This window comes from Microbacterium sp. (assembly GCF_047972865.1).
Classification (GTDB): domain Bacteria; phylum Actinomycetota; class Actinomycetes; order Actinomycetales; family Microbacteriaceae; genus Microbacterium.
This window is the reverse complement of sequence record NZ_JBKEAY010000193.1, coordinates 1-13976: the sequence shown is the minus strand read 5'-3', so window position 1 is coordinate 13976 and position 13976 is coordinate 1. Positions and strand designations below refer to the sequence as shown.

Annotated in this window: 14 protein-coding genes and 1 pseudogene; 3 read left to right on the top strand and 12 right to left on the bottom strand. The window is 71.8% G+C overall.

The genetic code is table 11. From position 1 onward, the window contains the following. Positions 1-98: 98 nt before the first annotated feature. From ACK5KK_RS11560 to ACK5KK_RS11545, 4 genes are all read right to left on the bottom strand, one after another. On the bottom strand, positions 99-386 hold the full coding sequence (locus ACK5KK_RS11560; protein ID WP_416890230.1) for a WXG100 family type VII secretion target: 288 nt from the start codon (positions 384-386) through the stop codon (positions 99-101). A gap of 34 nt (positions 387-420) precedes the next feature. After that, positions 421-738: a WXG100 family type VII secretion target gene (locus ACK5KK_RS11555; RefSeq protein ID WP_416890229.1), complete on the bottom strand. Its 318-nt coding sequence runs from the start codon at positions 736-738 to the stop codon at positions 421-423. 159 nt (positions 739-897) lie between these two features. Further along, entirely contained in the window at positions 898-1407 is a 510-nt protein-coding gene (locus ACK5KK_RS11550; protein ID WP_416890228.1) for a hypothetical protein, read from the bottom strand. Beyond that, positions 1404-2585 carry a hypothetical protein gene (locus ACK5KK_RS11545; RefSeq protein ID WP_416890227.1) on the bottom strand — a complete coding sequence of 394 codons (1182 nt, stop codon included), beginning with the start codon at positions 2583-2585 and terminating at the stop codon, positions 1404-1406. The genes ACK5KK_RS11550 and ACK5KK_RS11545 overlap by 4 nt, the downstream gene beginning before the upstream one ends. A gap of 123 nt (positions 2586-2708) precedes the next feature. On the opposite strand from ACK5KK_RS11545, the gene eccD reads away from it, so the two are divergent. Genes eccD through ACK5KK_RS11530 form a run of 3 tightly spaced genes read left to right on the top strand, consistent with a single transcriptional unit; the run spans position 2709 to position 6601 of the window. Continuing rightward, a complete protein-coding gene (gene eccD / locus ACK5KK_RS11540) occupies positions 2709-4046 on the top strand; it encodes a type VII secretion integral membrane protein EccD (protein WP_416890226.1) in 1338 nt (445 codons plus the stop codon). A 3-nt stretch (positions 4047-4049) separates the two neighbouring features. Beyond that, the gene (gene eccB / locus ACK5KK_RS11535) at positions 4050-5378 is read left to right on the top strand and encodes a type VII secretion protein EccB (protein ID WP_416890225.1); all 1329 of its coding nucleotides are present in this window, start codon (positions 4050-4052) and stop codon (positions 5376-5378) included. Then, positions 5375-6601 carry a S8 family serine peptidase gene (locus ACK5KK_RS11530; protein WP_416890224.1) on the top strand — a complete coding sequence of 409 codons (1227 nt, stop codon included), beginning with the start codon at positions 5375-5377 and terminating at the stop codon, positions 6599-6601. Before eccB ends, ACK5KK_RS11530 begins: the two co-directional genes overlap by 4 nt. On the opposite strand, the gene ACK5KK_RS11525 is transcribed toward ACK5KK_RS11530, so the two are convergent. From ACK5KK_RS11525 to ACK5KK_RS11490, 8 genes and pseudogenes are all read right to left on the bottom strand, one after another. Next, a complete protein-coding gene (locus ACK5KK_RS11525; protein WP_416890223.1) occupies positions 6587-8092 on the bottom strand; it encodes a hypothetical protein in 1506 nt (501 codons plus the stop codon). The two genes, ACK5KK_RS11530 and ACK5KK_RS11525, sit on opposite strands and share 15 nt — an antisense overlap. Next, positions 8089-9516: a S8 family peptidase gene (locus ACK5KK_RS11520; protein ID WP_416890222.1), complete on the bottom strand. Its 1428-nt coding sequence runs from the start codon at positions 9514-9516 to the stop codon at positions 8089-8091. Before ACK5KK_RS11520 ends, ACK5KK_RS11525 begins: the two co-directional genes overlap by 4 nt. A 44-nt stretch (positions 9517-9560) precedes the next feature. After that, positions 9561-9929, bottom strand: coding sequence for a hypothetical protein (locus ACK5KK_RS11515; protein WP_416890221.1), 369 nt, complete (start codon positions 9927-9929; stop codon positions 9561-9563). A gap of 92 nt (positions 9930-10021) precedes the next feature. Then, a complete protein-coding gene (locus ACK5KK_RS11510) occupies positions 10022-10957 on the bottom strand; it encodes a 4-(cytidine 5'-diphospho)-2-C-methyl-D-erythritol kinase (RefSeq protein ID WP_416890220.1) in 936 nt (311 codons plus the stop codon). Next, on the bottom strand, positions 10954-12024 hold the full coding sequence (locus tag ACK5KK_RS11505; protein ID WP_416890219.1) for an aldo/keto reductase: 1071 nt from the start codon (positions 12022-12024) through the stop codon (positions 10954-10956). Before ACK5KK_RS11505 ends, ACK5KK_RS11510 begins: the two co-directional genes overlap by 4 nt. Then, positions 12021-12881, bottom strand: a complete 861-nt coding sequence (rsmA, locus tag ACK5KK_RS11500; RefSeq protein ID WP_416890218.1) for a 16S rRNA (adenine(1518)-N(6)/adenine(1519)-N(6))-dimethyltransferase RsmA — start codon at positions 12879-12881, stop codon at positions 12021-12023. Before rsmA ends, ACK5KK_RS11505 begins: the two co-directional genes overlap by 4 nt. Positions 12882-12885: 4 nt before the next feature. Next, entirely contained in the window at positions 12886-13767 is an 882-nt protein-coding gene (locus ACK5KK_RS11495) for a TatD family hydrolase (protein WP_416890291.1), read from the bottom strand. A gap of 8 nt (positions 13768-13775) precedes the next feature. Next, positions 13776-13976 (bottom strand): annotated as a pseudogene (locus tag ACK5KK_RS11490) (methionine--tRNA ligase); the annotation flags it as partial.

The window sequence follows — 13976 nt, the reverse complement described above, 5'->3', positions numbered from 1 at the left end:
GTCATCGTCATGCCCGCGGGGGGCCACGTCTGCGGCGCGCCCCCGCAGCGCGAACAACGGATGCCACCCTCACGACGAGGGCGGCATCCGTCGGCGGTTCAGCCGAAACGACCCGCGTTGCGCGCGTCGCTCGCGTTGTAGTTCTGTGCGATTTGCTCGGTCTTGGCGGCGATGTTCTCCAGCAGCGCCTGCATCTGGGCAAGCGACTGCGTCCACTTCTTCTGAGCGAGGTCGTACGAGGCCTGCGCTTCACCGTTCCACGAGGCGCGGAGGGTCTTCACTTCGCTCTCCAGCTGTTCGAGCTGACCGCGGATGCCCTGCGCACCCTGGCGGATCTGCTGGGACAGAGCGCTGACCTGCGAGGTCTGGACGGACATTGACTGCATGTGTGCACCTATTCCTAGTCGTCGATCGGTTCGCTCAGTTGCCGGACATCATGGAGTTCAGGCCCACGATGGACTGCTGGTGCTCCTGCTCCGTGGCGGCCTGGTCCTGCTCGGTGCCGTGCAGCGCGGACTCCAACTCCACCAGGACGTTGTTGAGCTTGGTGGTCTCGCTGTCCCACTGCTGCATCAGCTGCGTGAACGATGCCGCAGCGGCGCCCGTCCAGAAACTGCTCAGCTGCTCGATGTCGACACGCACCTTCTTGGTCTGCTGGTCGATACCGGCTTTCGCCTCACTGACGGCCTTCTGCCCGTGAGCGAGCGCACCCTCCTCGGCGGAAATAGTGTTAGCCATGTGCGATGATCCCCTCGTTTCGATGGGAAGTGAGCCCCCAACGAGCCCCCCTCGTGCTCATGCCGAGTCCGAATTCCCGGCACGTCGCACATGGTAACCCACCCGCGCACGATCGCGCCGAAGTCATCCACAGGCACGCGCGGCGCCCGGATCGGACGGTCAGTCCTCGACGGGGGCGACCGAAGGCGCGTGCTGGCCGAGGTCGGCGTCCGACGGCGGCACCGTCACCACGAGCGCCCGGCCGACCCGATCGGCCCAGCTCCGACTCAGCCCCGCCGGGTCGGCGGCACCGGTGGCCACAACCGCCCAGCCACCCACGAGGCCCACGGCACTGCCGCCCAACTGCACGAGCCCACGCAACGCGCCGCGGGCCGCTCCCAGCGAGGCCGGCGCGTCGTCGCGGGTGGTGCGCAGCCGGAGAACCAGGTTGCCTACGGTGATCCCGGTGCGCGCCTCCAGCAGCGTGAGGATGACGACCACCTCCATCACCGCGATGCCGGTGAGCGTGCCGCTGCGCGTGATCAGCGCCACGGTCATGGCCACCAGGGCGACCGCGACCGCATCGATGGAGTAGGCCGCCAGACGCACGGTCGTCGGCGCCGGGCGCGCCCAGGAACGGTCATCGGAGATCGCCGGGGCGGCGGCGGACTGTGGTTCGCGCCGGCTCATCCCGCCCACACCCCCCGGAGCAGATCCCAGGTTCCGGCGGCGATCAGGCCCGCCGGGAGGACAAGGGCGATCGCGAGGGAGTCGACGATGTCAGCGGCGCGCGACCAGCCCAGCGAGCGCTCCCCCCGAGAGATCGCCGGCAGCGCGATCGCCACGATGAGCGCGACGATCAGCAGGACCGAGGCCGTCACCGACACCAGCACCCCCGGAGCGACCGGGCCGACCAGCGCGGCAAGCAGCACCAGGCCGACCGCCGCCGCGATGCGCGGCGGGTGACGCAGTACCGGTGCAACGGTGCGTCGCGAGGTCAGGACGAGACCGAGAACGCCGAACACGACGGTCGCTCCGGCGCAGACGCGCTCCACGACCGTGCCCGTGGCCAGCGGCTGAGCAGCGGCCGCGATACCCGCCGCCGCAAGCAGGGAGAGCAGGACCACCGATGTCGTCAGCGTCGTCGCGGCGGCCGACATGCGGCGGGCCACCCGGGTGTTGTCGACGTCGACGATGGCCTCGGGGACCCGGCCGCGCACGGTCCACCGCAGATCGATGAACCTGGCGTAGTCGATGTAGTAGCCCGGGTCGACGGCGACGATCATGCTGGGGGCGGCGCGCAGCCCGACGACGGCGATGGCCCCCACGACGACGACGAGCTCGCCGACCTGCCACTGCAGCGGGGCGGCCAGCAGCGCCAGCAGCGCAACCCCGCCGGCGATCACCTGGACCGGCAGCGCGACGGCGCGCGTCGCCGGTGTCCGGGCCGCCACGCCCAGAATCGCCCCGCCGAGGGTGACCGCGATCGCCGCGGCGGCGACCGCGAGCGTCGGTGCCTGCGATGCGACCTGAGCAACGGCGACCATCGCGGCGGCGAGCCCGAAAGCGCCCAGTGCCCAGTGCAGCGAGCGCGCCGCGGCTCGTGGTCCGGTGGCGGCCCGCCGCATGGCCCGCCGGTCGCCGTCACGCGCGATGACGTAGAGCCCGCCCTCGCGCAGGTCGGCCGCCGGCGTCTGCGGGGAGACGACCTGACCGTCGGGGGTCAGCACACGGTCGGCCGCCGTGAGGCGCACCCCCGTCGCGCTCAGCGCGCTGCCCAGCCGATCGCCGGTCGGCACGACGACATCGTGACGGCGGCCGGCGATGTCGAACGCGATCCGGCGCAACACGGTGGAAGAGGAGACCACCCCCACAGCCTAGGGCCACGCTCCGGGCGCCCCGCGGGCGAGCGCATTAGACTCGGCGGTGGGAGGCCGATACGGCCCGCGGACCTGAGGGGGTTCCGCGCAACCCATGGGGAAGGAAGCTCTGTGTCCTCGGGCGTCACGGATTCGAGCGCGTTGCTGCGACTGTCGCTCGTGCACGCCGACCGGCGGATCGATATCGCGATCCCCGACCGGCTGCCTCTGGTCGAAGTGCTGCCGGGCGCGGCACGCGGCCTGGGCGTGCTCGATGCCTCCCTGGTCCACGGCGGCTACCGGCTGACCCGCGCCGACGGCACGGAGCTCGATCCGGCACAGGGCGCGGCCGCTCAGGGGATCGAGCCCGGCCAGGTGCTCACCCTCACCCGCGGGCATCTCGTGTCAGCGCCCAAGCGCTATGACGACGTCGTCGAGGCCGTGATCGATGCCACCTCCGCGGGAACCGGTTCGTGGGGCGCCGCCGAAGCGACCCGCACCGCCACCGCGGTCAGTCTCACCCTGCTGGCGCTGTGCGCGGTCCTGCTCGCGTCTCAACCGGGCGCCGGCCCCGTACCCCTCGTGGTCAGCGGCATCGGTGCGCTCGTGCTCCTGGCCGTCACCGCGACGCTCTGCCGGCTGCGGCAGCACGACGCCGGCATCGCGTTCGGCATGGCCGCGGCCGGGTTCGGCGGACTGACCGGCTACCTTCTCGCCCGTGACCAGCCGCTGTGGGGGTTCGCTCTCGCGGCCACCGGCACCGGGCTCGCCCTCGCCGGTGGCGCCGCCCTCCTGGTGGCGACCCGGCCGGTGGAGGTGCTGGTGCTGCCGGTGGCACTCGGTGTGGTGCTGGCGTTGTCCGCCGGCATCGTGGGGATGACGGGCCTGGATCCGGTCGTCCCCTACGCCATCATGGTCGCTGTGTGCGGCCTGGGCGCGGGCGCCCTCCCCTGGCTGACCCTGGGCAGCACGCGTATTCGCGCGATCATGCCGAGCAGCGAAGCCGAGATGTTCGATCCGCCACCACCGGTGGATGCCGAGAACGTCGCCGCCCGCGTCGACGCCGCACACCGGCTGCTGGCGACGCTGCGCGTCGCGTTCGCCCTGGCGGTTCTCGTGGCAACCCCGGTCGTGGCCGCCGCGGGCTGGACGGGGACGCTCCTCACCCTCGGGTGCGGCACCGTGCTCATGTTCCAGTCCCGGCAGTCGGCGCGCCGCGCCTCGGTCGTGGTACTCCTGGCCGGCGGCACCGCCATCATCGCGGCGAGCACGCTCACAGCGATCCTTGTCCGTCCGCACGACGCCCCCGTCCTGCTCACGGTGCTGGTCATCGCCACCGCGCTGGTGACCGGCCTCACCCTGCTGAGCGACCGCGTCCGGATGTGGCTGAGCGCCGCGGGCGACACCCTGGAAGTGGTGATCCTCGCGCTGCTGCTGCCGTTGGCGGCGCTCACCGCGGGGATCGCGTAGCCCGTGGCGACGAAAAAGGACCTCATCGAGGCGCAGGGCTTCAGCCGTGGCCGTCTGCTGTCGGCGTTTCTCGGCGGCGCCCCAGGGGGCAAGGAGTTGCAGCCGGCGCGGCCGCTGCGCGCGGTGATCGCGGGGGTGGCGCTGACGGCGATGGTCGTGCTGGCGGGAGTGTTCACGGGGCTGCTGCAACCGGGGCTGCCGGGCGGGTGGGAGAACAATCACCTCATCGTCGCGAAGGACACCGGCGCCCGCTACGTCAGCATCGAGGGAACGCTCTACCCGGTCATCAACGCGACCAGCGCGCGCATGGTGATCCCCGAGGGAGAGTTCCAGATCATCAGCGTGAACCAGTCGTCGCTGGATGGCGTGCCCGTCGGTGGCACCATCGGCATCCTGGGGGCACCCGACACCCTGCCGGCGCCGGCCAACCTCGACGGCGAGCGGTGGCGCGCGTGCAGTTCGGCGACAGGAACCGACGTGACGCTGGGGGGCGCGGCCGGTCGCAGCGCGCCGGAGGGCACCGGCGTCGTCGTGGTGCGTGACGGGGAGACGTTCGTGATCTCCGGCGGCGTCAGCTATCGCGTCCCCGGCGACAATCCCACCGCGGTGCTGCGCGCGCTCGGCCTCGACGCCGCGGAGCGCTTCACGGTACGAGGTGAGTGGCTCTCGCTGTTCCGTCGTGGTGACGACCTGGTTCCGCTGCGTCTGATGAACACGAAGAGCTCCCTCGCCGACCTCGATCTGCCGACCGGAACGATCGTGCACGTGGCCGGCAGCCCCGAGGACGAGCGATACGTGCTGACCGCCGACGGTGCGCTGGCGCCGCTGTCGCCGCTGGCCCACCGGTTGTACCTGCTCGGTACCGGCGCGGGCGAACTGGGTGAGACGGTCGAGTTGAGTCCCGCCGACATCGCGGACCTGGCCACGAGGAGTGCCCTGGGGCGCACGACATGGCCGCGCGAGCCGCTCACCCCGCTCGAGGATCTGCGGTCCCCGTGCGCTCGCCTCACCGGCGACCGGTCCGAGCAGACCACCGTGCTCGCCGCGGCGCGCGACGAGCCGGACGTCGAGAACACCGACGGGGCGATCCGGATCACCATGCCCGAGGACGGCGGCGCACTGGTGCGCGGCGGGAGGGCCGGTACCCTCACCCTGATCGACGGATCGGGGACGGCGTTCGCGGTGCCCGGCGAGGTAGATGCCGGCGTCGCACACCTCGGGTACTCCCCCGACGACGTCACCGTGGTACCGCCGGAGTGGTTGATGCTGCTGCCCGCGGGCCCCGAATTGACCCCCGACGCGGCCGGATCGACCCCAGGCAGCACGCTATGAGACGCGGATGTGCCGTCGTCGGCGCGGCGTTGCTCGGGATGCTGGGCGCGGGCCTGACGGCCACCGCGCCCGCGGCAGCATCCGCGCCCCCACCGGTGTGCGCGCCCGGAGTGTACGCGGAGGTGGCCGGCCCCCCGCCCGCGCTCGCGGCGATGGGAATGCCGGCCGGGGAACGGTACACCGGTCCGCGGATCCCGGTCACCGTCGCGGTCGTCGACTCGGGAGTCGACGCCACCCGCGCCCAGTTGCGATACACGATCGCGCCGGGCAGCACATCGCTGATCGATGACGGCGAACGCCGCGACGGACTCAGCGACCCGCACGGCCACGGCACGGCGATCGCCGGGATCATCGCGGCGCGCCCGTCGGACCGGTCCGGCGTGGTCGGTGTCGCACCGCGGGCGCACATCCTGTCGGTGCGCGTATTCCGCGGCGAGGATCAGCAGAGCGTCGACGCCGGGTGGGGGCCGCAGGCCGGACGCGTCGCCCAGGGCATCAGGCTGGCCACCGATGCGGGCGCGCAGGTGATCGCGGTCGCACTCAGCGACGAGACCGATGCGCCCTCGCTGCGGGCCGCCACCGCGTACGCGACCGAGCACGGAGCGCTCGTGGTCGCCAGCGCGGGCAACCGCAGCACGGCCTCGAACGCGGCCGACTCGCCGCGCTTTCCGGCCGGCTATCCGGCGGCGCTGGGGGTGACGGCGGTGGACGTGAACGGCGTCGCGACGGACGACTCGATCCACGGCGCGCACGTCGATGTCGCGGCACCGGGGCAGGACGTGCTCACCACGTCGACCGGAGGCGGTGACTGCGTGTACGCCGCGGACGCCCCGTCCTCGAGTTTTGCAACCGGCTACGTCGCCGGTGCCGCCGCCCTGCTGGCGGAGGCCTTCCCCGCGGAGGGCCCGGCCGGCTGGGCGTACCGACTGAAGGCCTCGGCGCAGCGATCCAACCCCGACGCGCGGACCGACACTTTGGGATGGGGTGTCATCCGGCCCGCGGCCGCGCTCGACCTCCGCCCGGACCGCAGCACCCGTGGCCCCGCGAGTCCGTTCGCCGACACCAGTGAAGCCGCGTTCGAGCCGCCCGTCACGACGGTGTCCGCGACCACGGTTGAGGCCGACGGCAGGTCGGCCGTGACCGCTGTCGCCGTCGGCGCGGCGGGCGTCGTCACGGTGCTCGGGCTGATCGCGATCCTGCGGCGGCGTTCAGTCCGCGCCTGACTCCTCGCGCCGCCCTGCCCGGGAGGCGGCGGCGGGCAGCCCCATGTCATCATCGTCGAACTCCGGGACGGCGGCGTGAGCGAATCCGCGAGAACCGGCCCGTTTGCGATCGCCGCTCGCGCCCGCGGCTCCGCCCATCGCGGTCGCTCCCGGACGGCCCGACCCCGACCGACCTGCGGCCCCCGGCGTGGACGAGCCGGCACCACCTGCGCCGCCCGCGCCACGAACACCCGATACACCGGCACGAGACGACCCCGAACCACCCACACCACCCGCACCCACAACACCCGGCACCGCACCACGCGCACCGACACCGCCCACACCACGAGACGCCCCCGACACACCCGACGCCGACGCACGACCCCCCGCACCACGAACACCCGACACACCGGCACGAGACGACCCCGAACCACCCACACCGCCCGCACCCACAACACCCGACGCCGCACCACGCGCACCGATGCCGAATGCGGAACCGGCGCCGCCGGAAGCCAATCGCGAACCGATGGCGAGTCCGGTCGCGCCGAGACCGCCGCCGCCGATGCCGCTGAGCGTCGCGTTCGGCCCCGAGGGGCCCGCCAGCGGCGCGGCGCCGCCGAACACGCCCGATCCCGGAGCCCGGCCGGCGACGCCGTCGAGGCTGCTGTCGACCTGCAGGACGCTGTCGTCCGCACCGCCAACGCCCGTCGCCGGCGGCAGCTCGGGTGCGGCGAACCCCGCGCCACCGGTCGCGTCCGTCCCCGCGGGCACACCGTCCGCCGCCACCGGCGACGTCGTCAGGTGCGCACCCGAACCGAACGAGGCCCCGGCGGTGGATGTCTCCGCCGTCCCGGCGGGTCCGGCCGGGCTCACGGTACTAGCGTCCTCGTCCAGCCCCGGGACTCGGGCGATCTTGCCCAGCGCGGCGCCGATGGCAGCGCCGGCCATGAGCCCGGTGGTGTCCACGACATCTCCGCTCCAGTGCAAGGAGGCGAGGCTCTGCGCGGCGCCCGCGATCAGCCCCCGCACTTCGTGGAGCGCTTTCTCGGCGGCCTCTTTCCGCTGCGAACCGAGCATGTCGCTGAACTCGGCGAGTTGCTCGTTGCTCGCGATCGTGACCCCGCCGATCGAGATCGACAGGCCGTTGTCGATGGCATCGGTCACACCCGAGGGGACGATGCTGCTCGGCAAGGCGTCCAGGCGGGCCTGCGCCTCGGCCGCGCGAACGCTGTTCGCGTCGCCGGCGACGCACAGCAACTCGCTCACCCCGCCGATGGCGAGGCTGACGTCGTTGAGATACCCGCGCAGACCCTCGAATTGGGAACGCATGTGGCGGAAATAGGTGACGACGGCATCGGCGGTCCGGCCGCTCCACTCGCTCTCCAGTGCCCCGATCACGGCGGTGAGCCGGTCGGTGTAGTCATGAGTCACCTGCAGCATGGTGCCCATGTTGGCCAACGCCCAGTCGTGACGGGAGGCGAGCTCGGTCAGTTCTGCTTCGGCATCGTTCATCCGGATTCCCTCTCTCTGCGCTGGTTCGTGCGGACGACGATCGCGACCACGACGATCACGACGACGACCACCACCAGCATCACGACCCCGCCGATCAGCAACGGACCGGCCAGATCGATCGTGCCGGTCGCCTGCGGCGGCGCCGCGGCGGGTGTGCCTTGCGGCGGCGTGACCTCTTCCTGTGTCGGACCGTACGGACTCCACGCACAGTCGACCCCGTATTGGTTGTGAATCAACTCACCGTCGCGCAGACATCGCGGATCGGTCTCCACATCTGACACGAACAGCGGGTTCTCGTCGGGATACCCGGTCGGATCCGTAGCGAGCATGGCGTGCGGCCGGATCACGCCGTACCCCCACAGCCGCGATGACCACACCAGTTCACCCTCCGAGTCGCCCGTCGTGCGCACCATCGCCTGCAGCGCCTGGTTGGCCGTCGCCTCGGGGAACTTCTGCCGGACCAGGGCGAGAGATCCCGCGACCAACGGAGTCGCCCACGAGGTGCCGGCACCGGCACTGGGACCCCACGTGCCGGTGCGTGCGGATGCCGGCAGAAGGATCTCCGTCGCGGGTGCCACTCCCGCCAGGTTCGGAGAGCCGCCGCCGAGCACGGTCCGGGACTCGTCGTCGAGGATCTCGACGCTGTGCGAGTACTCGGTCCCCTCCGGTGTCAGCCCCGCGACCGCGACGGCGCCGTTCATGCTCGCCGGGGCATCGCCGGAGCTCAGGTCCGTCACGTCGCTGGGGTTGGAGGTGGCCCCGACGACGATCACCCCTGCCCGCAGAGCGCGGATCATCACCGCGTCCCAGCCGACGGCGCCGGTGCTGAAGGAGGCGCTGATGACGGCCGCGCCGTCCTCGATCGCATGCATCGCCGCCAACTGGAACGGCGACGAGACGATCTCGGGAACACCCTCGTCGTCGATCAGCGTCCCGTCGGCGTACGCCTCCCCGGTGCGGGGGTCGAAAACACCGCAGTCGCCGCCCTGGTCGGGTGCGCCGCCGATCGCGTAGAACAGCACCTTCGCCGCCGGGGCGATGCCGCGCGTCCCGAGCCCGCCGTCACCGGCCGTACCGTTGCCCACGAGCATCGAGACGGCGTTGGTCCCGTGTTCGGCGAGCGCGAGGTCGTCGCTGACCGCGTCGTGCGCCTTCCCCGTCACCTCGTCGGCGCAATAGTTGCCCATCACCTCGATGTCGGCACCCGCCAGTTCCGGGACATCGAGGTTGATGGCGGTGTCGATCACCGCAATCGTGATCCCCTCGCCGTCGGCGCCCTGGGCCTGCAGCTCATCGAACCGGCCCCAGCCGTCGCCCGCGTACCACAGCAGCTGCCCGCGCACGTCGGCCGGCACCACGTCGGCGGCCAAGCCCGACGCGGCGGGGACCCCGCCGCCGAGCACGATCGCGCCCGATGCCACCACGCCGCATGCCCGCCGACGCCACCGACCCCCTGCCGACAACCTGGCTAACCTCCGCTCGAGTCGCCGCCCGCCTGCGGCGTGTGCGCCTCACGCATCCCGGCGTACGGATCGTCTCCGATGCTCTGCTCCAGTGCGGACAGCATGCCGATGATCTCGTCCTCGTGCTGTTCGAAGTCGTCGACGGCTTTGAGCGCCGCCTCGCACCCCACGAGCAGGCCGTTGCGCAGCTCGGCGATGCCCAGGACGTAGTTCTCTCCGACGCGTTTCATCGCGTAGTGATAATCTTGCGCGGATTCGACCGCGACACCGACCGTCTCCATCGCCTGCTCCGCTGCCAGAGGTGTCGGTTCGTACCTCAGCAGGGCCTCCAGCGTTCCGCGCACCTCTTCGGTGAGCTTGATCTCCCCGGTCATCCGCCCCCTCCTCGACGCCTGGTCCCCACCGCCACCCTACCGGCCCTCGCGCGGAGAGTGCCGGAGTTGTCCACACCGCGCCGGCGGCGACCCTACGCGGAGATCACCCGCGCACCGCGCACCGGGCCGTGCACGTGGCGCGCCTGACGGCCGTCGGCGGTGAGCCGGCCCGCCAGCGCCGCGCCGGCGTCCGCATCGGGCACCAGGAACGCGACCGTCGGGCCCGACCCCGACACCAGCCCGGCCAGCGCCCCGTACGCGACGCCGGCGTCCAGGAGCGTCGCCAGGGCGGGATGCAGCGCGCAGGCCGCCTGTTGCAGGTCGTTGCCCACGACGCGGGCGAGCGCTTCGGCATCGCCGAGCCGCAACGCGCGCAGCACGCCGTGATCCACCTCGGGCGCGTGCCGCTTCGGCGCGATGTCGAGCTGACTCTGGGCGCGCAATCGGTCCAACTCCGCATACACGACCGGTGTCGACAGTCCTCCGTCGTCGAACGCCAGCACCCAGTCGAACCGCCCGTGCGCCAGCGCCGGGCTGAGCCGGTCGCCGCGTCCCGTGCCGATCGCGGTTCCCCCGTGCAGGGCAAAGGGAACGTCGGCTCCGAGCCGCGCCGCCAGTTCGTGCAGTCGCGCGGACGGCACTCCGGTACCCCACAGCGCATCGCAGGCCACGAGCGCCGCGGCGGCATCCGCCGAACCGCCCCCCATGCCGCCGGCGACGGGAACGTGCTTGTCGACGTGCAGACGCGCCCCGCCGCGATACCCGGTCTCGCGAGCGAGCAGCCGCACGGCACGGACCGCGAGGTTCCGGTCGTCGAGCGGCACCGTGTCCACGTCGACCGAACCGCTCACCGAGATGGTGACCTCATCGGCGGGCGTTGCCGTCACTTCCTCGAATACCGACACGGCCTGATACACCGAGGCCACATCGTGGTAGCCGTCCGGTTGTGCCGCCCCGACCGCGAAGAACAGGTTGAGTTTGCCGGGAGCCTGCACGACGACCCGGTCCGCGGATGCCGGTGTGCTCACAGTGTCGACGAGTCCGCCCAGATGTCGACGTCGATGCTGCCGGAGACCGCGTCGATGCGCTCGAGTTCGTCGGCGTCGAACGCCGGGCCGTCCAGCGCGCCGAGGTTCTCGTCGATCTGTTTCACGCGGGACGCGCCGACCAACGCCGAGGCCACGAGAGGGCCGCGCAGCACCCACTGCAGCGCCAGCTGCGCGAGCGACTGGCCCCGCTCCGCCGCGATCGCGTTCAGGCTCCGCAGCGCGGCGAGCCCCGACTCGCCGATCACCTGCCCGGCCAGCGAGGAGCGCTGCTGCGCACGCTGCGCGGTGCCGTCGGCGAGGTACTTGTCGGTGAGCAGTCCCTGCGCCAGCGGCGTGAACGCGATGGCACCGAGACCGGTCTGGCGCAGCACATCGGCCAGACCATCCTCCACCCAGCGATTCAGGATCGAGTACGCGGGCTGGTGGATCACCAGCGGCGTGCCCAGCGACCGCGCCGCGGCGGCGGCGGCGGCGGTGCGCGACGCGCTGTAGGACGAGACTCCCACGTAGAGGGCCTTGCCCTGACGCACCAGGGTGTCGAGGGCGGCGACGGTCTCTTCGATCGGGGTGACGTCGTCGACGCGATGAGAGTAGAAGATGTCGACGTAGTCGAGGTTCATCCGCCGCAGCGACTGCTCCGCGCTGGCGATGAGGTGTTTGCGCGACCCCTGCGTCCCGTATGGCCCGGGCCACATCTCCCATCCCGCCTTCGACGAGACGATGAGCTCGTCCCGATACGGGTGCAGGTCCTCCCGCATCATGCGGCCGAAGTTGGTCTCGGCGGACCCGAACGGCGGACCGTAGTTGTTGGCGAGGTCGAAGTGACAGATGCCGCGGTCGAACGCGTGCCGCAGCAAAGCCCGCTGATTGTCGAAGGGGATGTTGTCGCCGAAGTTCCACCACAGCCCCAGCGAGATCGGCGGCAGATAGAGACCGGACGATCCGACCTGGCGGAAGGACATCCCCCGGTACCGGCTCTCGGAGGCGGTGTACGGCTGGTGCAGGTCGCCACCGCGCGTGGGCGGGAAACGATCGTCGTCGGTCATCGTCCCAGGCTAGTCGGCGCAGCCTTCGCGATGCCCTGGAAGTCGTCGATCGACAGCTGTTCACCGCGCGCGGTCGGCGACACGCCCGCGGACTCCAGCACCACCGACGCCGACGCCGCCGAGCCGCCCAGCAGCCCCGACAAAGCCTGACGCAGCATCTTGCGCCGTTGACCGAACGCGGCATCGATCACCGCGAAGGTCCGGCGCCGCTCCTGCTCCGACCCGCGCGGCTGCCGGTCACGGCTGAACCCGACCAGCACGCTGTCGACGTTCGGCACCGGCCAGAACACCTGCCGCGACACCGTCCCCGTCAGTCGCCACGGCCCGTACCAGGCCGCCTTCGCGCTGGGTGAGCCGTAGGTCTTCGACCCCGGCGCGGCGGCGAGCCGCTCCCCCACCTCGGCCTGCACCATCACGACGCCGCGTTCGATCCCCGGAAACGTCTCCAGAAAGTGCAACAGCACCGGGACGCTGACGTTGTAGGGCAGATTCGCCACCAGGACTTTCGGGTCGCCGGGGATCGTCCGCACCCGAAGCGCATCGGCATCCACCACGGTCAGCGCGCCCGGCGGCACGCCGTGCAGCTCGGCCGTGGCCGGCAGCCGTGCCGCCAACCGGTGATCGATCTCCACCGCCGTCACGGACGCTCCGGTCTCGAGGATCGCGAGCGTGAGCGACCCGAGCCCGGGCCCGACTTCGACGACCCGGTCGGATGCCGTGACCGTCGCGGCCTGCACGATCTTGCGGACCGTGTTGGCATCGACCACGAAGTTCTGACCGAGCTTCTTGGTCGGGGTCACATCGAGGTCGGCGGCGAGTGCGCGGATCTCGGCGGCACCCAGCAGCGTCACGGGCATGGCCTCAGTCCTCGAACCGCCCGTAGGCCTCGACGGTGTTGGCGGCCAGCTGCGCGCACATCTCCGCTAGATCGACGCCGAGCTCGGCTGCCATGAATCGCACCGTCACCGGCACCAGGTACGGCGCGTTCGGCCTGCCGCGGTGCGGAACCGGCGTGAGGAACGGGGCATCCGTCTCGACCAGGATGCGCTCGCGCGGGGTCACGGCGAGCGCATCACGCAGGTTCTGGGCGTTTTTGAACGTGACGTTGCCTGCGAAGCTCAACCAGTACCCGCGGTCGGCGGCGATGCGCGCCATGTCGGCGTCGCCGGAGAAGCAATGGAACACGGTGCGGTCGGGGGCGCCGACACGCTGCAGGGTCGCCAGCACGTCGTCGTGCGCGTCGCGGTCGTGGATCTGCATCGCGATGCCGTGCTTTTTCGCGAGCGCGATGTGCGCCTCGAAGCTCTCCACCTGGGCCGGGATGCCCTCAGTGCCGGTGCGGAAGAAGTCCAATCCGGTCTCACCGATCGCGCGCACCCGCGGCTGCGTCGCCAGATCGTCGATCACGGCGATCGCCTCGTCGAGCCGGCCGGCCGCGCGGTAGGCGGGGGCCTCGTTGGGGTGGATGGCCACCGCCGCCAGCACCCGCGGGTGCTGCGACGCCGCCCACGCCGACCAGCGGCTGGAGTCGATGTCGCCACCGGCTTGGACGACCCCGGCAACGCCGACGGCGGCGGCGCGGCTGAGCTGCTCGCCCAGGTTCAGCGGCTGCTCGCCGTCCTCGATCTCCAGGTGCGCGTGGTTGTCGTACACCGGAAACGGCAACGGCTCCGGCGGTGCCGGGTAGGTGAGGTCGCGGGCGCTCTTCTCCCGCTGGCGCGTGTACTGGCTCGGGTCGCTCATCGCGCGGTTCACGCAGGCTGCTCGACGCGCGGGAACAGCGGCGCGAGCGCGTTGACGGCGGTCCCGGCCGTGAGCTGCCCCCACCGGCCGGCGTCGCGCAACGGCTGATCGTCGAGGCGCGCGGGGACCCCCAGCGCCTCCCAGAGCTTCTCGGTGGCCTGCGGCATGAACGGGCTGAGCAGCACCGCCAGGGCCCGAAGTCCCTCCGC

What these genes read in the sequence shown, in the direction of transcription:
- ACK5KK_RS11555 (WP_416890229.1), bottom strand. Translation starts at nt 738, where the DNA reads ATGGCTAACACTATTTCCGCCGAGGAGGGTGCGCTCGCTCACGGGCAG.
- ACK5KK_RS11515 (WP_416890221.1), bottom strand. Translation starts at nt 9,929, where the DNA reads ATGACCGGGGAGATCAAGCTCACCGAAGAGGTGCGCGGAACGCTGGAG.
- ACK5KK_RS11560 (WP_416890230.1), bottom strand. Translation starts at nt 386, where the DNA reads ATGCAGTCAATGTCCGTCCAGACCTCGCAGGTCAGCGCTCTGTCCCAG.
- ACK5KK_RS11530 (WP_416890224.1), top strand. Translation starts at nt 5,375, where the DNA reads ATGAGACGCGGATGTGCCGTCGTCGGCGCGGCGTTGCTCGGGATGCTG.
- ACK5KK_RS11495 (WP_416890291.1), bottom strand. Translation starts at nt 13,767, where the DNA reads ATGAGCGACCCGAGCCAGTACACGCGCCAGCGGGAGAAGAGCGCCCGC.
- ACK5KK_RS11525 (WP_416890223.1), bottom strand. Translation starts at nt 8,092, where the DNA reads ATGAACGATGCCGAAGCAGAACTGACCGAGCTCGCCTCCCGTCACGAC.
- ACK5KK_RS11505 (WP_416890219.1), bottom strand. Translation starts at nt 12,024, where the DNA reads ATGACCGACGACGATCGTTTCCCGCCCACGCGCGGTGGCGACCTGCAC.
- rsmA (WP_416890218.1), bottom strand. Translation starts at nt 12,881, where the DNA reads ATGCCCGTGACGCTGCTGGGTGCCGCCGAGATCCGCGCACTCGCCGCC.
- ACK5KK_RS11550 (WP_416890228.1), bottom strand. Translation starts at nt 1,407, where the DNA reads ATGAGCCGGCGCGAACCACAGTCCGCCGCCGCCCCGGCGATCTCCGAT.